Genomic DNA, 25,922 nt, shown 5'->3' with positions numbered 1-25,922 from the left:
TTTCAATATGCTCTCAGTTTATATCTTGAATATATTTATAGATGCGTATATTACGCAATGTAATAGTGGGATAGCCCGTAAAGGCTTTGTTTTTTTAAGCACAAATATTTAACGAGTGCTATCAAACACTACATCCGCTCAGGTACTTCTATACCTAACAGGCTCATTCCGGCTTTTACAACACGGGCTACGCAAGCAGACAGCACCAAGCGGAAACGTTTTAGCTCCATATCTTCCTCGCGCAGTATCGAGAAATCGTGATAAAACTGGTTATATTCCTTCACCAAGTCGTACACATAATTGGCTATCAAGGCCGGACTAAATTCCTCACCTGCCTGACGCACAACGGTCTCAAATTCGCTCAATGTCTGAATAAGAGTGCTTTCCTTGTCTGATATCTCCAATCCCTTGTCAAGTTCGGAAGTAAGAGCTATTCCTTGTTCTTCGGCCTTACGCAACACTGATTTGATACGGGCATGGGTATATTGTATGAAAGGGCCTGTATTACCATTAAAATCAATCGACTCTTTCGGGTTGAAGGTCATATTCTTACGAGGGTCAACCTTCAATATAAAATACTTCAGTGCACCAAGCCCTACCACACGTGCTACATTGTCTATTTCTTCTTCGCTATTGTTGTCAACCTTGCCAAGCTCTATTGCCGTTTCGCGTGCGGTGCTTATCATTTCTTCCACCAAATCGTCAGCATCTACCACTGTCCCCTCACGGCTTTTCATTTTACCTTCGGGCAGCTCCACCATTCCGTACGAGAAGTGTACCAAGCTCTTTCCCCACTCGAAGCCAAGTTTATCCAACAAGATAGAAAGCACCTGAAAATGATAATTCTGCTCGTTTCCTACCACGTACACCATTTTATCAATAGGATAATCGTCGTACCGCAGTTTTGCAGTACCAATGTCCTGAGTCATATAAACCGACGTACCATCGGCACGTAGCAAAAGTTTTTCGTCCAAGCCTTCGGCAGTCAGGTCAGCCCATACAGAGCCATCCTCACGGCGATAGAAAGCACCTTTTTCCAAGCCTTCTTCTACCTTGCTTTTTCCTTCGAGGTAGGTTTCCGACTCGTAATATATTTTATCAAAATCTACTCCCAGTTTCTTATAAGTTTCATCAAATCCGGCATACACCCAGCCATTCATCATTTCCCAAAGCTGACGGACTTCGAGGTCGCCGTTTTCCCAGGCCCGCAGCATATTTTGAGCTTCGAGTATAAGCGGAGCATTTTTCTTTGCATCCTCCTCGCTCATACCGTCGGACATGAGTTGCTTTATTTCTTCTTTATATTTTTTATCGAATATCACATAGTACTTACCCACCAGATGGTCGCCTTTCAGCCCCGAACTTTCGGGAGTTTCGCCATTACCAAAAAGTTTCCACGCAAGCATCGATTTGCAAATATGGATGCCACGGTCGTTTACGATATTTGTCTTTACCACTTTCCAGCCATTTGCCTTTTGAATTTCAGAAATACTGTAACCCAATAAGTTATTGCGGATATGTCCTAAGTGAAGCGGCTTGTTGGTGTTTGGCGACGAGTATTCTATCATCATCAGTCGGGCATCGTCAGCCGGTTGCTTTATGCCGTAATGCTCATTGCTATAGATAGAGTTAAGCTCCCCTATCCAGAAAGATTTATTTATCACAAGGTTCAGAAAGCCTTTTATAACATTGTAAGCAACGATAAAAGGCTGGTTTTTAACCAGATATTCGCCTATTTCTTTTCCCGCATCTTCGGGCGATTTTCGCGCCGCTTTTACAAACGGGAAAACAACTATTGTAACATCCCCGTCAAATTCTTTCTTCGTTTTTTGAACCTGTACTTCGCCCGAAGCAACATCTACGTTATAAAGCGCTTTCACGGCATCAGCCGTTACCATCCCGATAGTTTGGTCAATATTCATACCTTGCTGTTTTTATTGAGTTTGCAAAGATAAAAAAAGAATTTAGAATTATTAGAATCAAGAAACAAGAGCCAAGAATCAAGACAAAAGAAATAAGAATGAGGAAAAAGGTGAAAGGGAAAAGTATAAAGTTACTTACTTGCCTCTCACCTTTGTCTCATCGGATTTGCAATCCGATGATATACTAATGGCGGATTTTAAATCCGCAGATAATAGCTTTCGGATTGCCGCTCGAACTTGTTCGCTTGGTTTACCAAGAAATCCGAAAGACAAAGACATTATCCGTAAAGCGGACTTTAAGCCGCTATACGGAAAGAAAAACCTATGTGTTCCTATGTGTAGCCTAACTGAACCTATGTGTCGTAAAAAGAATCAAGAGCCAAGATTTACCTGTTGAAAACCGTATAAGATGGTTCGTTCGGAGTATAATCCTCGTCGTCCCATAGCGCACTGGTAATCATCAGGTCGGCACTATAGCGGTTGCAGGCAATAGGCACATTATGCACCCGACACTGGCGAAGCAACATCTGAATGTCAGCCTCGTGAGGTTGGGCATTCAAATCGTCGATAAGGAATATAGCCAAATCTATCTGCTTGCGGACTACCAATGCTGCTATCTCGGCATCGCCACCCATCGGGCCCGAGTTCATACGGGTAATATCCACTTCAATACCACGTTCCTGCATGGCCTTCTGTATCAATCCCCCTGTAGTTCCGGTACATACAAGCTTATGTCTTGATAACATATCGGCATTATACAAAGCCCAGTCAACCATATCAGCCTTACGGCGGTCGTGTGCAACAAGTGCGATAGTAAGTTTCCTTTTCATAACAACTACAATTTAAATTCTATTTTTGAAAATCGATAATATGATGGATTGATATAATGCCAACAACCTTGTCCGACGCATCCGACTCGGTTACCGCCAAATTGGTGATATTATTTTTGTCCATTATCTGGAGCGCTTCGGTAAGCATATGGTCTTTCGCAATGCGTTTAAAGCCCGCTGTCATAAAATCAACGGCTTTCAGTTGCTTTATGTCGTCGAAACGTTGAATGGCACGGCGTATATCACCGTCGGTAATTACCCCTGTCACCTGTTCCTGAGCATTGTAAACCATTGTCATCCCCAAACGTTTGTTACTAACTTCGTAAATCACATCTTTAAACAGCGTATTTTCATAAACCTTAGGAACTTCCGTAGTCATCTGGTCTTTTACGCGCGACAACAACTGTCGCCCTAAAGCCCCTCCGGGATGATACAGCGCATAATTCTCTGCCTTGAAATTACGGCGTTCCATCAGGCAAATCATCAACGCGTCGCCCATAACCAAGGTAGCTGTAGTGGAGGTAGTAGGAGCCAACCCAAGCGGACAAGCCTCTTTTTCGACCCCAACATTCAGCACAAGTGATACACCTTTAGCTAAAGGCGACTGCAGATTTCCGGTCATTGCCATCAGGTAACAACCCAAACGCTTAAGGGGAGGAATCAGGTTGATTATTTCGGACGAGCTACCGCTATTTGATATCAACAATACAATGTCATCTTTCGTAATCATTCCTAAGTCGCCGTGCATGGCTTCAGCTGCATTTACAAAAATGCTTTGAGTACCGGTAGACGATAGAGACGACGAAATTTTATGCCCTATTATACCCGTTTTGCCAATACCCATTATTACCAGCTTACCCTTGCAGTTGTATATAAGTTCAACGGCCTCGTTCATTTCTTCCCCGATTTTATCGGCTGTTTTGGCAAGTTCGTTTATTTCAAGCTGAAATATTTCCTTGCTCCTTTTTACAAAATCCATACAATAGTTACAAGTTATTAGTTACGAGTTACAAGTGTCTTATTCTATAAGGCTGTTCAAAAAATATTTTGTCCGCAGGTTACAAATGTTACCGCGCGAATCTTTCGCATGGTAAGGTGAGATTAATATTCTATAGCTTTTGGCACATTGGCATATTAGCCGTATTGGCACATTTAAATTCCTTTTGTAGTATTATCAATCAAAATAGCCTGCTCCAATATACCGCGAATATCAGACAAGTAAATCTGGTTTGGCCCATCCGAAAAGGCATGGTCGGGGTCGGGGTGCACTTCGGCAAAAACAGCATCCACTCCCACAGCCAAGGCCGCACGCATCAGGTAAGGAATCATTTCACGGTTACCACCTGTAGAATCGCCCTGTCCACCGGGTTTCTGAACAGAGTGTGTAGCATCAAAAACAACCGGGAACCCAAATTTACGCATTTCCACCAGTCCGGTCATATCAACCACTAAATTGTTGTAACCAAAACTACTGCCCCGCTCGCAAAGCAATATACTCTCGTTGCCCGAATCCCTCAGTTTATCCACCACATTTTTCATATCCCACGGAGCCATAAACTGGCCTTTCTTCACATTCACCACTTTGCCTGTTTTAGCTGCAGCTACCAGCAAATCAGTCTGACGCGAGAGGAAAGCAGGTATTTGAAGGACATCCGCCACTTTCGCAACTATCTCACATTGCCACGATTCGTGTACATCTGTCACAATGGGTAAATCCAATTCCATCTTCACCCGTTGCAAAATTTCAAGCCCCCTCTTGATGCCTACGCCACGAGGCGATTTTACGGAAGAGCGGTTGGCCTTATCAAACGATGATTTAAAAATAAGATTGATGCCCAAGTCCTCACAAATGCTTTTAAGGGTTTGGGCAACTTCCATTGTCATTTCTTCCGTTTCGATGGCACACGGACCGGCTATGAGAGCAAAACGCCCGTTTCCACCAATGGAAAAACGATTGGATATGTTTATTTCGTGCGTTGGTATCAACATTTTTCTTATGTTTCTATAATTTATTATTATTTGGAATAAACCCTCACCCAGTCCACCTCAAGCAATCCTTTTGCAGCTTTCTGCTTTTCTGCAATGAAAGAATTGAATCCCAAGTACATTTTTTCGTGAGGTATATGATTGGATGTACGGTAAACAACCTGATTATTAATCATCCAAACCATTTCTTTTTCCGACCACATCAGAGTGTATATAAAAAATCCGGATGGATTCAGTCCTGCTATTTTTTGCTGTGCTTTCCCTTTTTTATCAGTTACTCCCAATTTAATTGCTTTGCCATCGTAATGAAAAACTTCGACCAATGGCAACCTGTCTTCGGAAGCCAGCCAAAAAGCATGGTTTATTTTACCTGTACAACGAATTTTAGCCTGGAAGATTCCATATTTCTGACTGAATTTAGCCCCTGATTGCATTATGTCAGAAGTGTATTCATATTCCCGTTCAATAAATCCTTTTGTAGCATCCCATGCACGGGCTTTCACCTTTTCGTGATTAGTAGCAAGGCGTAAAACACCGTTGAAAACGGATATATTTTCACCCGAATTATTCGCCTGCTTCTCATTCACCAAAGAATAATCTCCTATCAAAGAAGGAGATTTCTGATAAAACCCGAAATTCCAATTGGATTTTGACAACACGTTCCAATCAAACTCTTCTGAAAAACTTTTCTTGAAAGGATAATAAGTTTCAAAATTATCCGGTTTTTGCCGGAGGTAGAATTGAATATCAATATTGTTTTTCAGGGTTTCAAATCTTACTATTTTCTTATATTCGTCGGTATCCTGCGAACCTGCTTTTTCAAGTTTTTTCTTTTCCTCTTTTATATTTACCGAGCCTAAGGTACGCGACAAGTCTTTATACTCCGAAAGCTCTACCGATTCCTTTACTGCAAAATAACGCTCCATGTCAGTTTGAAACTGATTGAGTTCAGTCTCGAATTTTGCGGTAGAGGTGAGCTTTCCAAAAAGTTTTTTCCAAAATAAATTCATAAGCAGTTACAAGTAAATGGTTACAAGTCTTATTCTCAGACAATTGAGAATAATATATTTCTATTATTTAAAAAAGAATCAACACGATACGATAGATTGATAAAAAATCACATATAAAATATCAGTCTCACTGATTATAAATCCGAAAGGACAGAGAAAGACTCGGCACTATCTAAAACATAAAAATTATAACTTATGTTCTCTGCTATACATTTCTCTGCTTTCATTACATCAATCTCGTTCAGCAAACAATCGAAAAAACCATCTTCGTTAATCAGGTATAAAGGTATATCATGCTCACCCACCAACCCCGATGCCAGCACATCAAACATTTCGTCAAGGGTTCCGTATCCACCGGGCAAAACAACGAATAAATCGGCAATCTCCTTCATCTTCCGTTTTCGCTCCGACAAATCTTTTACCGTAATAAACTGTGTCGGAAATTTGCTCTGACGATTCATCCTGACGATAGGCTCGGCTATCACCCCTATGATATCACCGCCTTTACTACTTGCACCACCGGCCACAGCCGACATCAACCCTCCGTCGGCACCACCGTACACCAGCGTATTGCCACTTCCTGCAATTAATTCGCCGAGACGAAAAGCGGATTGCTTATAGGCCTCGGCGATATTATTACTTGAAGAACAAAAAACACAAACATTTACTCCAAACCCCTCTAAATTCAAGCCCCTCCGGCCCTCCCCTAAGGGGAGATCTGCCGAGTGCGATTGATTATCGGTATTTGCATTCATTAGCCATGTTTTTTATTTTCAAAAAAACCAATTTTACAATTCTCTTAAAGCCCCTCCTTTGGAGGGGTTGGGGAGGCGCTTATGCATCAATATTGGCATAAGTTGCGTTCTCTTCGATAAACTGACGGCGTGGAGCCACATCATCGCCCATAAGCATAGAGAACACATGGTCTGCTGCTGCCGCATTATCAATAGTAACCTGACGCAACGTGCGGTTTTCAGGATTCATGGTTGTTGTCCAAAGCTGTTCGGCATTCATTTCACCCAAACCTTTATAGCGTTGTGTATGGACAGCCCCCTCATTACCACCGCCATATTTTTCAATAAACGCCTGACGTTGCTGGTCGTTCCAGCAATATTCCTCTATCTTGCCTTTCTTACAAAGGTACAACGGAGGGGTGGCAATATACAAATATCCGTTCTCAATCAACTCTTTCATATGACGGAAGAAAAAAGTCATAATCAGCGTGGCAATGTGGCTTCCATCCACATCGGCATCGGTCATGATAATGATTTTATGATAACGGAGCTTGGTAATATTAAGCGCTTTACTATCATCTTCCGTACCAATGGTAACACCAAGGGCGGTATAAATATTGCGGATTTCTTCACTTTCCAACACTTTGTGCTGCATCGCTTTTTCTACGTTCAGGATTTTACCACGCAACGGCAATATTGCCTGAAACTGGCGGCTGCGCCCAACCTTTGCTGTACCACCTGCCGAGTCCCCTTCGACAAGGAACAACTCACATTTTTGAGGGTCTTTATCAGAACAGTCGGCCAATTTACCCGGTAGCCCGCCACCCGAAAGAGGCGATTTACGTTGTACCATTTCGCGCGCTTTACGTGCCGCATGGCGCGCTGTAGCTGCAAGTATTACTTTCTCTACGATTGTTTTGGCTGCTTTAGGGTTTTCTTCCAGATAATTACCCAATGCTTCACCTACGGCAGTGTCAACCGCACCGATAACCTCGTTGTTACCAAGTTTCGTTTTGGTCTGACCTTCGAACTGAGGTTCGGCTACTTTAATAGAAATAACCGCAGTCAATCCCTCGCGGAAGTCGTCGCCACTAATCTCGAATTTCAGTTTTTCGAGCATCTTGTTGTCTTCCGCATATTTTTTCAGCGTACGTGTCAAACCCCTGCGAAATCCGGCAAGGTGAGTACCTCCCTCTATCGTATTGATATTATTCACATACGAGTGTATATTTTCGTTGTACGAAGTATTATAAGTCATAGCTATCTCTACCGGAACATCATTTTTCTCGGTAACGATATGGATTACATCTTCTATCAGTTTTTCGCGCGACTCATCAATAAACTCTACAAACTCTTTAAGACCATCTTTCGAGTAAAACGTTTCAGTCTTATATTCATCATTTTCGTCTTTCACGCGTCTGTCGGTCAAAGTCAAAGTAAGCCCCGCATTAAGATAAGCCAACTCGCGCAAACGATTTTGCAAAACCTCATATTTATATACTGTTTCGATAAAAACGGAAGCGTCAGGCAAAAAGGTAGTGCTGGTACCAGTGCGGTCGGCAACGCCTACTTCTTCCACAGGATAAGAAGGTATACCACACTTGTATTCCTGACGGTAGAGTTTCCCTCCACGGGCTACTTCCACACGCATATCAGTAGAAAGGGCGTTCACGCAAGACACACCCACACCGTGCAGACCTCCCGAAACTTTATAGCTCCCTTTATCAAATTTACCTCCGGCGTGCAACACAGTCATTACAACCTCAAGAGCCGATTTACCTTCTTTCTCGTGCATATCCACAGGGATACCACGCCCGTTGTCGACAACGGTTATCGAATTATTTTCGTTTATAGTTACGTGAATAGTATCGCAATATCCGGCCAAAGCCTCGTCGATAGAGTTGTCCACCACCTCATATACCAAGTGGTGCAAACCCTTAACTCCAATATCGCCAATATACATAGCAGGACGTTTACGAACGGCTTCTAAGCCTTCCAACACCTGAATACTATTTGCTCCATAGTCAGAACCTGCCATCATTTTTTCGTCTTCACTCATTTTTTTATCCTTAAAATTTTTCTAATGATTAGTTTTTATTTACAGCCTATTAGAACAGACAAAAAGCGTGCCTTTTCCCTTTCTAAAAACATACAAATATAGTGAAAGCCGAACACAGAGCCAAACTTGTTTGAGCTATGTTGAGGCGCATCCTATATTATGCAAATATACAAAAAACATTTCGTATACGAAAACCCTTTTTAAAAGGTAAATCAAAGCTCTTTTTAGTATGTAAATTACGCAAATTTTACTCCTGTCCTTTGCCTCATCGGATTTCTTGGCAAGCCAATGGAACAATCCGCTTTGCGGTGCGAACAAGCTCGAGCGGCAATCCAATAACTTGTTAATAAGCGGATTTTAAAATCGGCCGTAGTCGGCTTAAGGACGAAAGAGCTATATCTGATAAACTTGCTACTTAATATGTAATTTTGATGAGGCTACCTTTCAACAGAGCATATTATCATTATTTTATACTACAACAAGTCATTAACTTACAAAACGACACAGGATATAACAAACAGAACAACCTGCATGTCAACATATTAAATAGAGCACAAAACAAATCCGATTTGAAATTCAAAAACAGAAAAAACAGAAATATCACTTTTAATCAACTCATTAGCAACAAATCACAAAAAATTAGTACCTTTGTACCCGAAATTAAGAAGTTTAAAAAAAGAAAATGTAATTTTTATGAACGTAGTTACAAACACCATCGCATTGGGCGACGGAAGAACTATTACCCTCGAAACAGGCAAGCTGGCAAAGCAAGCCGACGGAGCGGTAATGCTGCGCATGGGCGAAACCATGCTATTGGCGACAGTAGTGTCGGCACAAGAAGCAAATCCGGGAACGGATTTCATGCCTCTTTCAGTTGATTATAAAGAAAAATTCGCGTCGAACGGCCGTTTCCCCGGCGGATTCACACGCCGCGAAGGACGTCCATCCGACTATGAGATATTAGTATCGCGCTTGGTCGACCGTGCTTTACGCCCGCTTTTTCCGGACGATTATCATGCTGAAACTTTTGTAAACGTAACCCTTTATTCGGCCGACGGTGTAGATATGCCCGACGCATTGGCAGGGTTGGCAGCATCGGCTGCACTGGCTGTTTCAGACATTCCGTTCAACGGCCCTATCTCTGAAGTACGTGTAGCACGTATTGGCGGAAAATTCGTAGTAAATCCTACCTTCGAGCAATTGGAAGGTGCCGATATGGACATCATCGTAGCAGCCACTATGGACAACATCATGATGGTGGAAGGCGAAATGAAAGAAGTGAGCGAAGAAGACTTGCTCGAAGCTATGAAGGTAGCTCACGAAGCTATTAAAGTTCACTGCCAGGCTCAGCTCGAAATGATGAAAGCTGTAGGCAAAACCGTAAAACGCGAATACTGCCACGAAGAAAACGACGAAGACCTGAAAAAAGACGTTTGGGCAAAAACATACGACAAAGTATACAAAGTAGCAACTGCTTGCGATGCCAACAAACACTCGCGTGCCGAAAACTTTGCTAAAGTAAAAGAAGAATACGTTGCCGGACTGGAACCGGAAGTGGCCGAAGAAAAGAAAGCATTAATCGGCAAGTATTACCACGATGTAGAAAAAGAAGCTATGCGCCGTGCTATTCTGGACGAAGGAAAACGTTTGGATGGCCGTAAAACTACCGAAATCCGTCCTATCTGGTCGGAAGTAGGTTATCTGCCCGGCCCTCACGGTTCGGCGGTTTTCACACGTGGCGAAACCCAATCGCTGACTACTGTGACTTTAGGTACTAAAATGGATGAAAAAATAGTAGACGAATCGCTCGTTCAGGGAAAAGAACGCTTTTTGTTGCACTACAATTTCCCTCCGTTTTCGACAGGCGAAGCCCGTGCATCACGTGGTATCGGACGTCGCGAAATTGGTCACGGAAACCTTGCTTTCCGCGCATTGAAACCAATGATGCCGGAAGATTATCCATACGTAGTACGCGTTGTATCTGATATTTTGGAATCGAACGGCTCATCGTCGATGGCAACGGTTTGTGCCGGAACATTGGCACTGATGGATGCAGGTGTGCAAATAAAGAAACCGGTTTCGGGTATCGCAATGGGACTGATTTCTGAAAATAAAGGAAAAAACTTTGCCGTGCTTTCAGATATTTTAGGAGACGAAGACCACTTGGGAGATATGGACTTTAAAGTAACCGGAACACGCGACGGTATCACCGCTACCCAGATGGACATCAAGGTAGACGGGCTTTCGTTCGAAATTCTGGAAACTGCATTGAATCAGGCTAAAGCAGGACGCATGCATATTCTTGGCAAAATACAGGAAACGCTGGCCGAACCTCGCGAAGACCTGAAACCACATGCTCCACGCATCGTAGTAATGTTCATTCCGAAAGAAATGATTGGTGCGGTAATAGGCCCCGGCGGAAAAATCATTCAAAACATGCAGGCCGAAACAGGAGCTAATATCGCTATCGAAGAAATAGGCGATCAAGGACGTGTGGAAATAGCAGGTACTAACAAGCAATCTATCGACTCGGCTATACAGATGATAAAAGGCATTGTAGCCATACCGGAAGTAGGCGAAACATATCAGGCTACCGTGAAATCGGTAATGCCTTACGGCGCTTTCGTTGAGTTTATGCCGGGCAAAGAAGGCTTGCTACACATTTCTGAAATAGACTGGAAACGCATCGAGACAATGGAATCGGCCGGACTGAAAGAGGGCGACAAGATAGAGGTAAAACTGCTCGACATCGACCAAAAGACCGGTAAATTCAAACTGTCGCGCAAAGCACTTCTTCCACGTCCTCCAAGAGAAGACAAACCTAAGAAAGAAGATTAATAAAACTCTTCCTGATATAGAAGCAAAACAAGACCATTTCAAAATACTGAAATGGTCTTGTTCTTTTTTTATATATCGGTGCACGTCCCCTTACTGCAAGAAGTAGCGTACCTACGGCACGCAGAAGCAGTGCTAAACAGCCATTATAGTATTGAGCTGCACTCGAACCTGTTAACACCGCAAAGCGAATTGTTCCATCGGTCTACCAAGAAACAACCTCTCCCACTTCGTAGCGAAAAAAATCTTCCGACCAAGACTGCCTGACAGAAAATAAACATTTGCAGGAATAATTTGTTATATCTACAAACAAGAAAAAAAGAAATATGAAAAATATTGTTAAGGAATATACCAACGGAGAAGTAACCATAGTATGGAAACCAAGTTTATGTACACATGCCAGTTTCTGCTGGCGCGAGTTGCCTGAAGTATTCGACCCTAAAAAACGTCCTTGGGTAAATGCTAAAGGAGTCGGCACCGAAAGAATCATACAGCAAGTAAAAAGATGCCCGTCGGGGGCATTGACTCATTATATGAATGATAAAAAAAATGAAGATATGGAAGAAACAAAAAACTGTAGCTGCGGAAGCGCAGAAGTAATACACAACGGGCCGCTTGTCATAAAAAGCTGCATTTGTGTAACACAAGAAGGAAAAAAAGACGAAGAACATCCTCAGGGAACGGCGTTCTGCCGCTGTGGACATTCAAAGAACCAGCCATACTGTGATGGCTCGCATATGCAACATCCTTTCGAAAACAAATAAACCTCTTAAACTTTTTAATTATGAAAATAGAACAACGAAACAACGAAGACAAAGGAATTTTCCTTGCAAAAGACGGCGATAAGATAATAGGCGAAATGAGCTATGTATGGTCAGGAAGCGATAGTTTTATTATTGACCATACAGGTGTTAACGGAAAGTACCAAAACCAAGGCGTAGGCAGCAAACTGGTAAATAGCGCAGTAATTTATGCACGCGAAAACCAACTGACCATATTGCCATTGTGTCCGTTTGCCCGTGCCGAGTTCGACCGCCATCCGGATTACGCTGAAGTAAGAAAAAGATAATAAATAGTGACAAGTATTCAGTTACAAGCATTACATTTTTGACAATAAAAAATAAATATATAAACAACACATAAAATTATGGAAACAATAAATCAAGGCACATACACAATGCCGCGCATAGGAGAAAAAGCTCCGGAATTTACAGCAAGTACAACACAAGGAAAAATCAATTTTCCGGCCGACTATAAGGGTAAATGGATAATCCTGTTCAGCCACCCGGCCGATTTTACTCCAATCTGTACTTCGGAGTTTATGACTTTCGGGAAAATGCAGCAAGAGTTCGACGACTTGAATTGTCAACTGGTAGGGCTATCTATCGACGGTTTATCAAGCCACATTGCATGGTTGCGCACTATCAAAGAACGTATTCAATATAAGGATATGAAAAATATTGATATAAAGTTCCCCCTGATTGATGACATCAAAATGGATGTTGCCAACAAGTATGGCATGATTCAGCCGGGCGAAAGCGACACCAAAGCAGTGCGTGCTGTATTCTATATCGACCCCGAAGGCATTATCCGTACCATTATTTACTACCCTTTGAACTTAGGACGTAATTTTGACGAACTGAAACGGGTATTAATCGGGCTACAAACCGCTGATAAGTTTAAGGTAGCTCTCCCTGCCGACTGGCGTCCGGGCGATGATGTGGTAGTACCTGCTCCATCAACAACCGATGCTGCCAACAAACGTATGGAAAACATTGAAGAAGGAATGACCTGCTACGACTGGTTTTTCTGTACTAAAAAACTACCAAAAGAAACTGTAGAAAAAGAGATTCTGAAAAAGAAGTAAAAAAACGCTAAGAGCGTTGTTTGAAATTTGCTTACAAAGTAAAAATTGGTGATTCTTTAGGGAAATTTTCCCTAAAGAATCACCAATTTTATTGCGAAAAAGACATATGTAAAACTATAACAGTTTCTTTGTGGAAAATTTAGACAAGCTCTAAGTAGTATAACGATAAAAACAGGTTTAAAGGGTAAAATTATCTTTTATTTCGTCGAGCCCCACCAGTTTATTTACTATAGCATATACGGTAAGGCCTGCCGTACTATGGATTTCGAGTTTACGGGCAATGTTGCGCCGATGGGTAATAATGGTATGGGTGGATAAAAACAGTTTTTGTGCTATTTCTTTATTAGTAAGCCCCTTAACCACAAGCACAACTATTTCTTTTTCACGCGAGCTCAGGGTTTCGCTTTCTTCCGACGATTTATCCTTTTCTGTATCAGAAGTATCGAAAAGACGGAATATCTTTTCTTTTATATCTTCCGGCGAATCGTAAATACTAATGGATTCGTCATACTTCTTAAGTATTACGTCGCTCGATAAGGATGAAACAAGAGCAATAATTTTCAACTTAGAGGCAGCCGACCATGCCCTGACAGTGGTCATATCCACATATCCCCAGAAATTGGGATTGATTATCAGCACATCCGGCTTATTAGTTTCGAGAACATGCTCCAGATTTTCGATAGAACTGATTTCGACAGGTTGAATCCAACTGCCGGGAATACGCTTGAGTGTAACAGACAATCCATTGCGAATAATGGCGGACGGCTCAGCTATCAGAACTTTAAGCAGATTATCTTCACTTTGCATACGTGCTTCTGTTTTTATTCTCAATAGCCTCTATTGCGGGGATAAACATGTAATCCTCTACCTTATTGTGCTGGGACAATTCTTTGCTGCAAGACAAAACATCCATCAACACATCAATCAGCAGGTTCGAATTACCTTTAGACGGGTAATACTTGATAAGAATATTTTTCAAGTCCATCATTTTCTGGTCTATCTGATTATGCCTGTCCTCAAAAACCTGAATATTGTAATTATTTCCTTCATCGCCTTTCAACAATTCCAGCACATAAGGAAAAACAACCTCGTCTTCGTACGACATGTGGCTGTTGACCTCCTCCACATAATCGTCAAAAAACTTAAGGAATATGTCTTTGTAAGCATTACCCGGCTCGGTTAGCTCGATGGCACTTAGTAGTTTATTGCGTATAGCGGGAAGTTTAAAGCCGAGAAAGTATTGGTGTCCGTTTTTCAGAAAGCTTATCAGCGATTCGATGGATATTTTCTCATAACTGTTGTCCATTTCAAAATTTTCTTCGGACAGGAAATTCACAACACTCAAAAAGGTATAGGTGTCCACACCATGCTGATTGCAGATTTCTTCCACAGTCTTATTCTCAAAACCCAACGGCAGCCCGAATCTGGATATAACGAGCAACAAGGAAGTATCCTCATTAATAAGCTCATTCATTTTCTGAGATGCCAAAAACTTTCCTTGAAGCATACGATACTAAAAATTATAAAACTGTCCGAATGTAATAAAATTAATCCGGACAGTGAAATAAATACTAATTAATACAAACAAATTTTACTAAAATTTCAATGATACAAAATTCGCTTAATTTTCAGTACCATACAATCGCAATAAGTAGGTATTTTTTTCATTCTCCTATACATAACGGAGAGAGTAAGATTAAAAATATCTTAAATTCTCCACGAATAGGTATATAAAACATAATTTCAGGAACTTGATTTTTTTATTTATTTACTTTTGCCTTCTCGAATAAGGAATGTTAATCTAAAAAACAAAGTTTATTATGCGATACGGCTTCTTCATCGTTATGCTTACGGTGTTTTCGGCACTCATTGCCTATGCTATTTTACGGGGATTTCAGGTTTTAAGAGATTTACCCACACTACGTACCGCCTATCTGGTAACAACAATCGTGATGTATGTTTTCCTGATTGTAGGCACTATCATAGGAATGGTTTCTACCGCGCCTATAGCTAAATACGTTGCATTTATAGGCCACACCGCGCTTATTATCTTTATTTATCTCATCATATCGTTTTTACTGACCGACATTGTACGCGTAGTAAACTATTTTGTACATTTTGCTCCTGAGGGTATGCCGGTTTTCCGCAAATGGGCATTTGCATGTAGCACTGCCATTATTGCCATTGTAATGATTGTGGGGAACTACAAATTCAATCACCCGAAGATTGTAGAAATGGATTTGAGCGTAAATGGTAAAGCAACCCAAAACAAGGAATTAAGAATTGTGGCTGCGAGCGACGTGCACCTGGGTACTTCCATCAACAAGAAAAGGTTGCAGAAGTACGTAAACATGATAAATGAGCAAAAACCCGATATTGTTTTACTGGCAGGAGATGTGTTCGACAACTCACTGGCTCCCGTTGTGAAACAAAATATGTATGAAGACCTGCGCCGGATTAATGCCCCTAAAGGCGTGTATGCTGTACCGGGAAACCATGAATACATTGGAGGCGACATATCGGCCGCAATGGATTACCTGAAAAAAGGAGGGATAACAGCATTGCGCGATTCCGGCATATTGGTCGACAATGACTTTTATATTGTAGGACGTGACGACAGGAGCAACCCGAACCGTAAATCAGTTGCCGCACTAACCAGCAATATAGACAATTCGAAACCCATCATCATGCTCGACCACCAGCCTTACCACTTAGAAGAAGCCGAAGCAAGCGGGATAGACCTACAAATATCAGGGCATACGCACGACGGGCAATTCTTCCCTGTCAACCTTATAGTGCGTGGCATGTACGAAAATCCTCATGGATATTCTTCAAGAGGCAATACACACTATTATATTTCGTCAGGCTTGGGAATATGGGGACCGCAATACCGTATAGGCACACAATCGGAACTGGTTATTATCAATCTTAAATACTGATAAAAGGGGAAGTTAGGTTAGCGTTTTTTCTTAAAGAAATCTTTTACCAACTGCCCGCATTCATCGGCTAAAACGCCGGAAATAACGTTGGTTTTAGGATGGAGGGAATCAGGAGCATATTTCCGGAATCCACGCTTTTCGTCTGCTCCACCGTACACCAGTTTACCCACTTGCGCCCACGCGATAGCCCCCGCACACATAACACAAGGCTCTACTGTAACATATAGCACGCAATCGGTCAGATACTTTCCCCCTAAAAATTGTGAAGCTGCCGTAATAGCCTGCATCTCGGCATGAGCTGTAACATCAGTCAGCGTTTCGGTAAGGTTATGACCGCGGGCAATTATCCTGTCCTGACAAACAATCACAGCGCCAATAGGCACTTCGTCACGTTCAAGCGCCTTTTGGGCTTCGTATAAAGCCTGTTTCATGTAATATTCATCCAAATTTGTTTTTAAGTCCATACATGTTGTTTCTAAAATCTTTTCAATGCAAAACAAAAACTTTATAACTGTAATTAGAACCATTTGCCGATTTCAAGTGGAGAATATACATTCCATTCGCAATTTCGGCTAAATTCATTTGAACCAAAGACAAGGTATTATCAACAAATTGCCGATCAACGACCTCCCCTTTCATATCAAAAAGTGCCAATATATATTCTGTGTCATCTAAACCGGAAAGATTAATAAATAATACTTTATCAACCGGATTAGGATAAATAACTACCTCATTTCTAACAAGAGTATTATCATCTGTATCTGACCCAAGTGATATCGGTAGAGAATGTAAACTCCTATTTCCCGCCTGATCCATCAGTTGTACAAAATGTTCACCAGAATTCTCCAGTAGATATTCTACATCACTCAATATTGTTTCTTGACCGTTATATGTCCATACGTAAGAGTATCCGGGTGTTACAACCAGCCGGGTACTTTCTCCTCTCTTTAATCTTTCAGGCTCTAAAACACGAATCACTGGACGTACTGATTTTAATCTTTGTATTCGTTCTTCTTTAGTCTGAGAAAAATTAATATACATCCATCTCATACGAGACTCTATCCATTCTGTAAGTCGTTGTAGTTCTCCTTCGTATGTCTCAGGGATGGGAGGGTAATTAGGCCAAAGCTTTACTCCCAGTACAGGCCATCTATTAAAATTACGCTGTATACAGCCCTGTTTTTCAAGATGTTCAACATTTTCATTTATCATTAACGGAATTGAACTGAATAACGGCATTAATTCATCAAACCGTTCTGATGCTTTTTTCAAGAAATTTTCATCCTCAAAAAGACGGGCAAACCATGTATTTCTAAAATAAGCAATATAAAATTCATCTTCACTAAAACAATTATTTCCATATACATTGCCAAATGCCAAATCAAAATCCCATGGAGCACTCATTTGCAGTTTTCCATTCCTATCCTTATGCAGGTAAACACTTGCATACATCACCGCATCAAAATTTTTCGCTAATTCGTTTAATAAATACCAATCAATAAAACTATCCTCGTCAATATATTTTCTGAAACCGTTTTGTTCATCTTTAAAATCATCTCCATACAAAACCGATTCAAACTCGTCAATATATTTTTTTATCCATTTTATCTGTTCCTCTGTAACATTCTTGCTTTTAGGATATGCAAATGTAAAAATAACCCTTTTATGAGTCGAAGTGAAATATTTTTGGTCCGGTTTTAACCGAATTTCAGGAGTTGCTTCGATAATATATCCTCCGGAAATGCGGGGCTCTTCCTGATCTTCGATGTTGGCGGTCAGCTTTTTAACATCAACCCTGTTTTTATCCCGTTCTATCTTTTCGCACAAGCTATATAAACCCCTATATTCTCCATTTACATACAATTCGATATAATTCAGTCGAGGAGTGTATGGTATATTCTCCATTTTTTGTCCCAAATAAAAAGCCAAAGGTATTCTCAAAGCGCTTTTATCATTATAGTATGTAACCAAACACCACTTATGATGTTTGGGCATGCCTAACAAAGACGACGGATTATCCAATCCAATCTCATCAATCAAATCTATATTATAAGGTTTTTTAGGGTCGCCCCATGTAGAATTACCTCTCCCTTCGATGATGATATAACCGGAATACAATTCATCTATTATATACACAGAAGAAGAAGAGTTTTTTACTTCCATGAAGGCTTTTGTATCCACTTCTCTCTGTATATCACCTATACTCATACCATCGGGCAAAGTAATATGGATTTCTGCGACTCCTTTAGGGGAAAACAAAAAACTGTCATCAGCTTCTACAAAAAGTGTAGAGAACAAGAATAAAAAGAAGATTAAAAGAATATTATTTTTTACCATACAACGGGTAAATTATAAAAAATCATTCTACATCCTCTTCTACCACCAGATTTTCAATAATAAAATTCTGACGGTCGGAAGTATTTTTACCCATATAAAAAGCAAGCAGGTCGGACACCGCATCGCCTTTACGCAGAGTTACTTGGTCGAGACGGATGTCCTTTCCTATAAAATGCTGGAATTCATCGGGCGAGATTTCACCCAAACCTTTAAAGCGGGTGATTTCGGGATTAGCACCCAGTTTTTTAACAGCTTGTAGGCGTTCTTCCTCCGAGTAACAATAAATAGTTTCTTTCTTATTACGCACCCGAAACAAAGGTGTTTGCAATATATAAACATGCCCTTTCTTAATCAGGTCGGGAAAAAACTGCAGGAAGAAAGTTATCAGAAGCAAACGGATGTGCATCCCGTCGACATCGGCATCGGTAGCCACTATTATTTTATTGTACCGTAAACCTTCGATTCCATCCTCGATATTCAGGGCAGCTTGCAGCAAATTAAACTCCTCGTTTTCGTAAACCACCTTTTTCGTAAGCCCGTAACTGTTCAGCGGTTTACCCCGAAGGCTAAATACAGCCTGAGTGTTTACATCACGGCTTTTGGTAATCGACCCGCTTGCTGAATCCCCTTCAGTAATGAATATAGACGAGTTTTCGGTATCGCCTTTAGAGTCGTTGTAATGCACACGGCAATCGCGTAGTTTACGGTTATGAAGGCTTACCTTTTTAGCCCGTTCGCGTGCCAGTTTTGTCACACCGGCTATCGCTTTACGCTCTTTCTCCGAATCGAGTATCTTCTGAAGCATAATTTCAGAAGTCTCAGTATTCCGGTGCATAAAGTTATCCAGCTCTTTTTTCAAGAAATCGGATATAAATTTATTTACCGTAATACCATCGGGCGACATATCGCGCGAGCCGAGTTTCGTTTTGGTTTGCGACTCGAAAACAGGCTCTTCCACACTGATAGCAATAGCGGCAATCATACCGTTACGGATATCAGCCACTTCCATATTGCGCGAGTAATACTCCTTAATTGTTCTTGCAACCGACTCTCTGAATGCACTCTGATGCGTACCGCCTTGGGTGGTATGCTGTCCGTTTACAAACGAGTAATACTCTTCGCCATACTGGTCGCTATGTGTAAAGGCTATTTCTATGTCTTCGCCTTTCAGGTGTATAATCGGGTAAAGAGGCTCGGATGTCATATTCTCGTTAAGCAAATCCAACAGCCCGTTTTTAGAGAAGAATTTTTTCTGATTGAAATTTATCTGCAAACCCGTATTCAGATACGAGTAGTTGCGTAACATTGTCTCTATGTATTCTTCTTTATACTCGAAGTTGGTGAAAAGCACGTTATCAGGAATAAAACTGATAAAAGTACCGTTTTTATCGGCATTATTGGCATCTACGATGCCCGTATCCGCAGTGAGTTTGCCTTGCTGAAACTCGGCACGGCGTGTTTTTCCATCACGAAAACTCTGCACTACAAACCGTTCCGAAAGGGCATTAACGGCTTTAGTACCGACCCCGTTCAGCCCTACCGATTTTTTAAATGCCTTCGAGTCATATTTACCTCCGGTATTCATAATGGAAACCGCCTCCACCATCTTGCCAAGCGGAATACCACGGCCAAAGTCGCGCACCTCTACTTCTTTGTCCTGCAACCGTATATCTATGGTTTTGCCAAAACCCATGCGAAATTCGTCGATAGAGTTATCAAGCACCTCTTTCAAGAGCACATAAATACCATCGTCAGCATGCTTCCCGTCGCCTAATTTACCTATATACATACCGGGACGGCGGCGCACATGCTCCAACCCTTCGAGGGTAATAATGTTACTGTCGTCGTATGTTCCGGTAGACAAATTATCTAATATCTCACTCATATTTTATTTCGATTACTTTTTTCTGTTTTTAATAACTTTTTTCAAGTTAATCTTCATCCAACAAGCGGCATAAAGTCCGCTTTACGCCTATCCTTTTATATTTTAAAACAATTTAAAATAGCTCGTTCAACTACAAAATTAATATTTTTTCCTATTATTCAGTAAACTATGTTGACAACTTTTTAATTACAACCGGCTTAACAACAACTATTAAAACCAAAAGATTAACCCCGCTTGCACAGCCAACAGCAACTTCTTAACTTTTAGCAATCCACGGCTCCGGGTTGAGCTTCTCCTTCCCTTTCCATAGCTGGAAATAAAGTTCGGTCTTATTCTCGTTATCATCGTCGGTATATATCTTTCCTATTCGTTGCTTCGTTTTTATTTTATCACCCTCTTTCACATACATCTGAGTAAGGTTGGCATATACCGTCCGATAATTTCCATGTTTTACAATTACCGTCCAGTTATTGCCCGGCACAAGAAAACAGCTCGTAACCTCGCCCTCGAATATGGCACGGGCTTCGGTGTTTGCCGGACTCTGGATATAAATCCCCTGATTGTTTACTGTCACCGTATTGAACACCGAATGTTTATGAACGCCGTATTTCCCTACAATCACCCCACGCTCCACAGGCCATGGCAAACGCCCCTTGTTGCTCTCAAAATTGCCGCTTATCAGCTTTTCTTCTTTCGTAAGCGTATTAATAGATGCCGCAGGAGTTTGGGGAGCATTTTTATTGGCTTTATCCTGTTCTTTCTTTATCTGGTCGGCCACCATTTTATCAATTTTTTTATTCAGTTCAGCGGCCTTCTGTTGTTGTTTTTTCAGTTCGGCTCTGAGTGTTTTTTCTTTCTTTTTCAGGTCATTCAGCATCTTCCTCTCCGTCTGCTGGTTTTGAGCCAGTTTTCTTGATTCCTGTTCCTTCTCCTGCACTACCGAAAGTTTAGCAAGGCGATGTTGTTCGGCTGCCTTGCTTCTTTCATCAATTTCGGCAGTTACCCTTTCTATTTCCTTCACCTGCTCTTTGCGGTACGAGGAGTACTCCTGCAAATAGCGCAAACGCCTGAACGACTGGTCGAACGATTGGGCCGAAAACAGAAACATCATTTTGTTATAAAAACTCCTGTTAATATACGCCTCCTGAATCATGCGTGCATAATCAGCCTTCAAGGTTTCGAGCTGTTTCTCAAGCTCGGTTCGTTGCATATTCAAGTCCCTGATTTCCTCATCCAGTTCATTAATTTCCCTATTCATCGTACTAATAAGGGTTTTCTGCTCCTGAATAGTAGCACTAAGGATATTCAGTTTGTTCAACGAACTCTTCTGGTTTTTCTGCGTTTCGCTCAGTATTTTATTCGTTGTTTGTACCTTTTGCTGTATTGCTTTCCGCTCATTCTGGAGTTGCTTAATGCTTTGAGCACTTAGCGGAAAAACCACCAAGCTAACAAAAAAAATAACAGTATATAAATAATATCTTTTCATCATTTCATTAATTGGTCGAGCGTTCCTCTTGTATATCTTTCCATATTGGACAAGGAGAGTTTCAATTCCGAATCGAACACTACTTTTTGCAACTTCATATCCAAACTAAATACGGAAACCTCTTTATTAAGAAGGCTGATAACAATATTACGGGGATAATTTATGCCTTTTGTTTCCACATATTCATTATAATTTGTAACCAGCGTATTATCTTGTTTTTTATCTTTCAGCAAAACATTTTCTATTACGTGAGTATTGGTAAGAAAAGTCTCTTGATTCACCTGAGCCGATTCAAAAGAAATCTGGTTTTTTCCATCTTCGAGCGGGGTGTATTTCAGGTCTTTTATATTCACCTCGCGTTTGCCAATACTGAACAAACGTGCGGAAAACAACGATTGCAACGAGTAAAAATCGGCGTCAATACCCATCGTATAATAAAAATAATCGTACCCATCGGTGTAATATTTGCGGTTTATTTTATCGTACAATATCCATTTGTCAGGATACAATTCGAGCGAGTACGCCTCGATACCCATAAACGGGATAATAGAAAGTTGTACGACCGAATCGGTAATAATTTTAAGGTTGGCAGAAACACTCATCTGGTTGCCATCCATGCTTACCCCGACTGCTATTTTTGTAGCAGACATCGACTTAAAGCTCGGTTGTGCCTGCTCCACAAGCTGTATAAGATGGCTGAAAGACGATGCTTTCTGCCCTCTCTGAAGCGTACGCGAACTTTTACATGCACTAAACAACATTACACCTAAAATAACAGAAAATAAAAAAAACTTCTTCATAATTATATCAGTAGTTACAAGTCTTTAGTTACGAGTTACAATTTAAACACGGAGACACGGGGTTAATTATTAATTGTTAATGGTTAATTATTATTTGTATCCGTATAGCGGCTTAAAGTCCGCTTTACGGATAAATTATGTTCGCTTTTCTTTATCGGGCGAAAGATTTTTCGCCCCTACAAATTTTATTTACACTTGGCTGGCGCGGATGCTACATTCCGACGTGTCGGAAATTGCAGTCCGTGTCCTGCTTGAAAAGCAGCCATAATATCCAAACCTCCCTCTCGTTTGTAACGAGAGGTTAATGGTTCTACGTTTTAAACGTAGTTCCCATTTAGTTATATTTATTAATTTACCTTTATGAGCAACGCACAGAAAGATTTACAATAAAAACAAACGTTAGTATTTAGTACGCTAAAAAAGCGTTTTTATTGCCGAAAACCGTTATTAAATAATCACTTAACAGCAAAAGTAAACAGGAAATTCATCCCGAAATTCCAAAGGGTAACTACACCTGTTGCCAACACTTTGGACAAATAAAAATTCAACTTCAATTTATCAGAAAACAACCAAAGAATCAGGTTGTTCAATCCCAAGCCAATAAGCGATATTATAAAAAACGATAAGTACTCTGTAGCAATTTCGGGATTCCGGCTTTCAAAAGTCCAGATACGGTTCAGCATATAATTAGAAGACGCCGCAAGTACAAACCCACACGAGTTGGCAATATAACGGTTTAGCTTCATCTTTTCTTTCAGAATCCATGTGACACCGAAATCCACAATCATTCCGGAAAAGCCTACCACACAAAACTTCAGAAACTTCAATATAAAAATTTTATCAATCATACATGTTTTTTTAGAAACAAGAAACAAGAATCAAGAGCCAAGACAAAAGAATGAGCAAAAAAGTGAAAGGTAAAAGTATAAAGTAGCTTATTTTACCTCTGCCGGCGCGGATGCTACATTCCGACGGGTCGGAAATTGCAGTCCGTGTCCTGCTTGAAAAGCAGCCATATCAAACACCTGCCTCTTTAATTATTAATTGTTAATGTTTAATTATTATTTGTTTCCGTATAGCAGTTTCGAGTCCGCTTTACGGGTAATATTCTTTTGTTCTCTTCTTCTTATTGGGCGAAAGATGTTTCGCCCCTACATTTGTTATCATTCTCCCTCTCGTTTGCAACGAGGGATAGGAGCAACACATAGCGTAGCGTCCCGCTACACTGCTTTTAAAAGCAAAGCTCTGCTTTGCAGAATTAGTCACATCAATCACATTGGCATATTGGCACATTGGCACATTTACCTACCTGCCTTTTATTCTCAACGAAGCGAAATCGCTGTTTTTGGCAGGGCAAATCTTATTTTCCAAAGTCAATGCCACCTGATACTTACCCGGCTCCAAATCGGGCACTACGACACAGAAAGAAGCCTTATCTTCAGCCCCTGCTGCCAATATATCAAACTGTTTGCTTACCTCGCCCGCAGAGAAATCAATCTTCCTCTTTTTTGCAAAGGTAATAAGAAATCTCACCGGAAACTCAGGATGGTTGAAGTCTATATCAAAATTGCAAGGATTTATTATTTCGAACGGGATTTCAATAACATCGCCGGGATATACTTCTTCCACAGGCAATTCGTACTTAATCCTTACCCTGTTTACCGACTGAAAATTATCTGTCACCATGCCGTGAAACTGATAACCATCAACATCATACTCCTCCGACCTGCCATGCACATAACCATGTATAAACACAGGTTTGCCCTGATATTTAAGCTCCTGCTGCCAGATATCAAACTGCGTTTGACGCGAGTTGACACCACTCAGCAACAAAGCCTCGTTACCTGTGAAATACTGAAAAGTAGAAGGAAGCTGAAACGAGCCTGTAAACACCACAGGCAACTCACCCGAAACCTGCTCTATAGCCAACGCCCTTTTCTCTTTACCATGAAACCCTAAACGTTCGGGCAGCAGGTCGGTAACCAATATGATACGAACAATAAAAATCAACAGGATGGAAGGAGCAACCCACCTTTTTATAAAACGAAGCAGTTTGGCATCTTTAAGGCTGTACCGGTAAAGCAAAACAATCATAGCCATAGTAGTAGGCACAGTCCAGTGAGGCTGTACATACCCTTTGAATGTCATCAGGAAAAACAATACCTGAAAACCTATTATCTGAAAAAACAATGCCCTCTCGAACAAATCTTTGGGTCTGAATTTAACGAGTACATATATCAACGCACCTAAGGTGAGAGGATTGAACATTACAAGCTGATTGGGGAAATGCCCCAGAAACTCATCCCATTGGAAACCAAAATTCCGTCCGACCAAGTGATACCTGAAGGTAATAAAATCCATATCTGCCTGCCACATAATATGCGGAATGAGCAATACGGCTGTAAAAACAACTGCAACCCACGCTTTAAAGTTAGCAAGCAACTTGAAATTGGAAAGTACTACGAAACCTATGATAATAAAAGCATGGTACTTACTGTATATCATCCCGGTCATGGAAATGCAGAGCAACAGCGCATTTACCCACGAATCTTTTTGCAGAAAACGCTGGTAAGCATACAAAAACAGTGTAGCAAAAAACAGCAGGGGCACATCGGGAGCTGTGACAAAGCCGTAAGATGCGAACATAATCATAGATGCGGTAAGGACGAAGAATAAAACAACCTTTTTGGAATCGGGCACTTTTTCCTCCAATACTTTCCACATCAGGGCAATAGTGAATACCTGCAACAGGATAGTGACAAAACGTACCGACAGATTACCACCGAACAATAAAGCGGAAAGGTAAGTGGTGAGAGCCACCATAGGCGGATGGTCGAAATACCCCCATGCCAACTTTTTACCATACAGCGCATAATAAGCCTCATCATTCATCACTTCGGTAAAAAGCGATTGAAGCAGGTTGACTATAAACCACCCTGCAAGGATAACAGCAAAAAGCTGTTTCCAATTCATAGCGGTTATTTTTTGTTTTAATCCTTGTTGTGCCATTTTAATTTTTTCTTCTTTTAAACACGGAGACTCCAAGACACGGGGTTAATTGTTAATTATTATTTAGTTACAAGTTAATAGTTACGAGTTACAAGTTAGAGATAAGAAGTTTTAAACACGGAGACACTAAGACACGGTGACATTAATTATTAGTTTATTAATGTTTAATATGATTATCCGTTATTTGACCTAAAATTATTTTTATAAGCGACAGCTGCTATCA

21 protein-coding genes are annotated in these 25,922 nt (G+C 41.0%); 5 read left to right on the top strand and 16 right to left on the bottom strand.

Features of this window, described 5'->3' with window-relative positions:
• Positions 1-128: 128 nt before the first annotated feature.
• The 7 genes from argS to gyrB form a co-directional block, all read right to left on the bottom strand.
• Positions 129-1,922, bottom strand: a complete 1,794-nt coding sequence (argS, locus tag D0T49_RS05435; protein ID WP_163629580.1) for an arginine--tRNA ligase — start codon at positions 1,920-1,922, stop codon at positions 129-131.
• Positions 1,923-2,308: 386 nt separating this feature from the next.
• On the bottom strand, positions 2,309-2,752 hold the full coding sequence (locus tag D0T49_RS05430) for a methylglyoxal synthase (RefSeq protein WP_163629579.1): 444 nt from the start codon (positions 2,750-2,752) through the stop codon (positions 2,309-2,311).
• A 19-nt stretch (positions 2,753-2,771) separates the two neighbouring features.
• A complete protein-coding gene (locus D0T49_RS05425) occupies positions 2,772-3,731 on the bottom strand; it encodes an SIS domain-containing protein (RefSeq protein WP_163629578.1) in 960 nt (319 codons plus the stop codon).
• A 173-nt stretch (positions 3,732-3,904) separates the two neighbouring features.
• On the bottom strand, positions 3,905-4,741 hold the full coding sequence (kdsA, locus tag D0T49_RS05420; protein WP_163629577.1) for a 3-deoxy-8-phosphooctulonate synthase: 837 nt from the start codon (positions 4,739-4,741) through the stop codon (positions 3,905-3,907).
• A 26-nt stretch (positions 4,742-4,767) separates the two neighbouring features.
• A complete protein-coding gene (locus D0T49_RS05415; RefSeq protein WP_163629576.1) occupies positions 4,768-5,748 on the bottom strand; it encodes a family 16 glycosylhydrolase in 981 nt (326 codons plus the stop codon).
• A 134-nt stretch (positions 5,749-5,882) separates the two neighbouring features.
• Positions 5,883-6,503, bottom strand: a complete 621-nt coding sequence (locus tag D0T49_RS05410; protein ID WP_163629575.1) for a TIGR00730 family Rossman fold protein — start codon at positions 6,501-6,503, stop codon at positions 5,883-5,885.
• A 79-nt stretch (positions 6,504-6,582) separates the two neighbouring features.
• Positions 6,583-8,541 carry a DNA topoisomerase (ATP-hydrolyzing) subunit B gene (gene gyrB, locus D0T49_RS05405; protein WP_163629574.1) on the bottom strand — a complete coding sequence of 653 codons (1,959 nt, stop codon included), beginning with the start codon at positions 8,539-8,541 and terminating at the stop codon, positions 6,583-6,585.
• Between the two features lie 693 nt (positions 8,542-9,234).
• Here gyrB and pnp point away from each other — a divergent pair.
• The 4 genes from pnp to D0T49_RS05385 all read left to right on the top strand — a co-directional run bounded on the left by pnp (position 9,235) and on the right by D0T49_RS05385 (position 13,243).
• A complete protein-coding gene (pnp, locus tag D0T49_RS05400; protein ID WP_163629573.1) occupies positions 9,235-11,379 on the top strand; it encodes a polyribonucleotide nucleotidyltransferase in 2,145 nt (714 codons plus the stop codon).
• A gap of 323 nt (positions 11,380-11,702) precedes the next feature.
• Positions 11,703-12,140 (top strand): (4Fe-4S)-binding protein, encoded by a 438-nt coding sequence (locus D0T49_RS13205; RefSeq protein ID WP_163629572.1) that lies wholly within the window; start codon positions 11,703-11,705, stop codon positions 12,138-12,140.
• 20 nt (positions 12,141-12,160) lie between these two features.
• The gene (locus tag D0T49_RS05390; RefSeq protein ID WP_163629571.1) at positions 12,161-12,445 is read left to right on the top strand and encodes a GNAT family N-acetyltransferase; all 285 of its coding nucleotides are present in this window, start codon (positions 12,161-12,163) and stop codon (positions 12,443-12,445) included.
• A gap of 78 nt (positions 12,446-12,523) precedes the next feature.
• Positions 12,524-13,243, top strand: coding sequence for a peroxiredoxin (locus D0T49_RS05385; protein ID WP_163629570.1), 720 nt, complete (start codon positions 12,524-12,526; stop codon positions 13,241-13,243).
• A 177-nt stretch (positions 13,244-13,420) separates the two neighbouring features.
• Here D0T49_RS05385 and D0T49_RS05380 read toward each other — a convergent pair whose 3' ends face one another.
• Together D0T49_RS05380 and D0T49_RS05375 are read right to left on the bottom strand one after the other, a co-directional pair.
• On the bottom strand, positions 13,421-14,050 hold the full coding sequence (locus D0T49_RS05380) for a response regulator transcription factor (protein ID WP_163629569.1): 630 nt from the start codon (positions 14,048-14,050) through the stop codon (positions 13,421-13,423).
• A complete protein-coding gene (locus D0T49_RS05375; RefSeq protein ID WP_163629568.1) occupies positions 14,040-14,750 on the bottom strand; it encodes a hemerythrin domain-containing protein in 711 nt (236 codons plus the stop codon). The genes D0T49_RS05380 and D0T49_RS05375 overlap by 11 nt, the downstream gene beginning before the upstream one ends.
• A gap of 313 nt (positions 14,751-15,063) precedes the next feature.
• On the opposite strand from D0T49_RS05375, the gene D0T49_RS05370 reads away from it, so the two are divergent.
• Positions 15,064-16,182 carry a metallophosphoesterase gene (locus D0T49_RS05370; RefSeq protein ID WP_163629567.1) on the top strand — a complete coding sequence of 373 codons (1,119 nt, stop codon included), beginning with the start codon at positions 15,064-15,066 and terminating at the stop codon, positions 16,180-16,182.
• A 17-nt stretch (positions 16,183-16,199) separates the two neighbouring features.
• On the opposite strand, the gene D0T49_RS05365 is transcribed toward D0T49_RS05370, so the two are convergent.
• The 7 genes from D0T49_RS05365 to D0T49_RS05335 form a co-directional block, all read right to left on the bottom strand.
• Positions 16,200-16,646 (bottom strand): nucleoside deaminase, encoded by a 447-nt coding sequence (locus D0T49_RS05365; RefSeq protein WP_163629566.1) that lies wholly within the window; start codon positions 16,644-16,646, stop codon positions 16,200-16,202.
• A 22-nt stretch (positions 16,647-16,668) separates the two neighbouring features.
• Complete coding sequence (locus D0T49_RS05360; protein ID WP_163629565.1) at positions 16,669-18,519, bottom strand: CotH kinase family protein; 1,851 nt, start codon at positions 18,517-18,519, stop codon at positions 16,669-16,671.
• Between the two features lie 22 nt (positions 18,520-18,541).
• Positions 18,542-20,404: a DNA topoisomerase IV subunit B gene (locus D0T49_RS05355; RefSeq protein ID WP_163629564.1), complete on the bottom strand. Its 1,863-nt coding sequence runs from the start codon at positions 20,402-20,404 to the stop codon at positions 18,542-18,544.
• A 256-nt stretch (positions 20,405-20,660) separates the two neighbouring features.
• The gene (locus D0T49_RS05350; protein ID WP_163629563.1) at positions 20,661-21,893 is read right to left on the bottom strand and encodes a murein hydrolase activator EnvC; all 1,233 of its coding nucleotides are present in this window, start codon (positions 21,891-21,893) and stop codon (positions 20,661-20,663) included.
• On the bottom strand, positions 21,890-22,690 hold the full coding sequence (locus D0T49_RS05345) for a DUF4292 domain-containing protein (RefSeq protein ID WP_163629562.1): 801 nt from the start codon (positions 22,688-22,690) through the stop codon (positions 21,890-21,892). The genes D0T49_RS05350 and D0T49_RS05345 overlap by 4 nt, the downstream gene beginning before the upstream one ends.
• Positions 22,691-23,145: 455 nt before the next feature.
• The gene (locus tag D0T49_RS05340) at positions 23,146-23,538 is read right to left on the bottom strand and encodes a GtrA family protein (RefSeq protein ID WP_163629561.1); all 393 of its coding nucleotides are present in this window, start codon (positions 23,536-23,538) and stop codon (positions 23,146-23,148) included.
• Between the two features lie 457 nt (positions 23,539-23,995).
• On the bottom strand, positions 23,996-25,663 hold the full coding sequence (locus D0T49_RS05335) for a glycosyltransferase family 39 protein (RefSeq protein ID WP_163629560.1): 1,668 nt from the start codon (positions 25,661-25,663) through the stop codon (positions 23,996-23,998).
• Between the last annotated feature and the right edge of the window lie 259 nt (positions 25,664-25,922).

Source organism: Paludibacter sp. 221 (assembly GCF_010501035.1).
In the GTDB taxonomy this organism is placed as follows: Bacteria; Bacteroidota; Bacteroidia; order Bacteroidales; family Paludibacteraceae; genus QVMH01.
This window is presented reverse-complemented; position numbering and strand designations above follow the sequence as displayed.

Coding starts and splice junctions, on each gene's coding strand:
- D0T49_RS05385 (WP_163629570.1), top strand. CDS start 12,524: ATGGAAACAATAAATCAAGGCACATACACAATGCCGCGCATAGGAGAA.
- D0T49_RS05425 (WP_163629578.1), bottom strand. CDS start 3,731: ATGGATTTTGTAAAAAGGAGCAAGGAAATATTTCAGCTTGAAATAAAC.
- argS (WP_163629580.1), bottom strand. CDS start 1,922: ATGAATATTGACCAAACTATCGGGATGGTAACGGCTGATGCCGTGAAA.
- D0T49_RS05375 (WP_163629568.1), bottom strand. CDS start 14,750: ATGCTTCAAGGAAAGTTTTTGGCATCTCAGAAAATGAATGAGCTTATT.
- D0T49_RS05410 (WP_163629575.1), bottom strand. CDS start 6,503: ATGAATGCAAATACCGATAATCAATCGCACTCGGCAGATCTCCCCTTA.
- D0T49_RS05370 (WP_163629567.1), top strand. CDS start 15,064: ATGCGATACGGCTTCTTCATCGTTATGCTTACGGTGTTTTCGGCACTC.
- D0T49_RS05390 (WP_163629571.1), top strand. CDS start 12,161: ATGAAAATAGAACAACGAAACAACGAAGACAAAGGAATTTTCCTTGCA.
- kdsA (WP_163629577.1), bottom strand. CDS start 4,741: ATGTTGATACCAACGCACGAAATAAACATATCCAATCGTTTTTCCATT.
- D0T49_RS05350 (WP_163629563.1), bottom strand. CDS start 21,893: ATGATGAAAAGATATTATTTATATACTGTTATTTTTTTTGTTAGCTTG.
- D0T49_RS05335 (WP_163629560.1), bottom strand. CDS start 25,663: ATGAATTGGAAACAGCTTTTTGCTGTTATCCTTGCAGGGTGGTTTATA.
- D0T49_RS05430 (WP_163629579.1), bottom strand. CDS start 2,752: ATGAAAAGGAAACTTACTATCGCACTTGTTGCACACGACCGCCGTAAG.
- D0T49_RS13205 (WP_163629572.1), top strand. CDS start 11,703: ATGAAAAATATTGTTAAGGAATATACCAACGGAGAAGTAACCATAGTA.
- D0T49_RS05365 (WP_163629566.1), bottom strand. CDS start 16,646: ATGGACTTAAAAACAAATTTGGATGAATATTACATGAAACAGGCTTTA.
- D0T49_RS05345 (WP_163629562.1), bottom strand. CDS start 22,690: ATGAAGAAGTTTTTTTTATTTTCTGTTATTTTAGGTGTAATGTTGTTT.
- D0T49_RS05360 (WP_163629565.1), bottom strand. CDS start 18,519: ATGGTAAAAAATAATATTCTTTTAATCTTCTTTTTATTCTTGTTCTCT.
- D0T49_RS05340 (WP_163629561.1), bottom strand. CDS start 23,538: ATGATTGATAAAATTTTTATATTGAAGTTTCTGAAGTTTTGTGTGGTA.
- gyrB (WP_163629574.1), bottom strand. CDS start 8,541: ATGAGTGAAGACGAAAAAATGATGGCAGGTTCTGACTATGGAGCAAAT.
- D0T49_RS05415 (WP_163629576.1), bottom strand. CDS start 5,748: ATGAATTTATTTTGGAAAAAACTTTTTGGAAAGCTCACCTCTACCGCA.
- D0T49_RS05380 (WP_163629569.1), bottom strand. CDS start 14,050: ATGCAAAGTGAAGATAATCTGCTTAAAGTTCTGATAGCTGAGCCGTCC.
- D0T49_RS05355 (WP_163629564.1), bottom strand. CDS start 20,404: ATGAGTGAGATATTAGATAATTTGTCTACCGGAACATACGACGACAGT.
- pnp (WP_163629573.1), top strand. CDS start 9,235: ATGAACGTAGTTACAAACACCATCGCATTGGGCGACGGAAGAACTATT.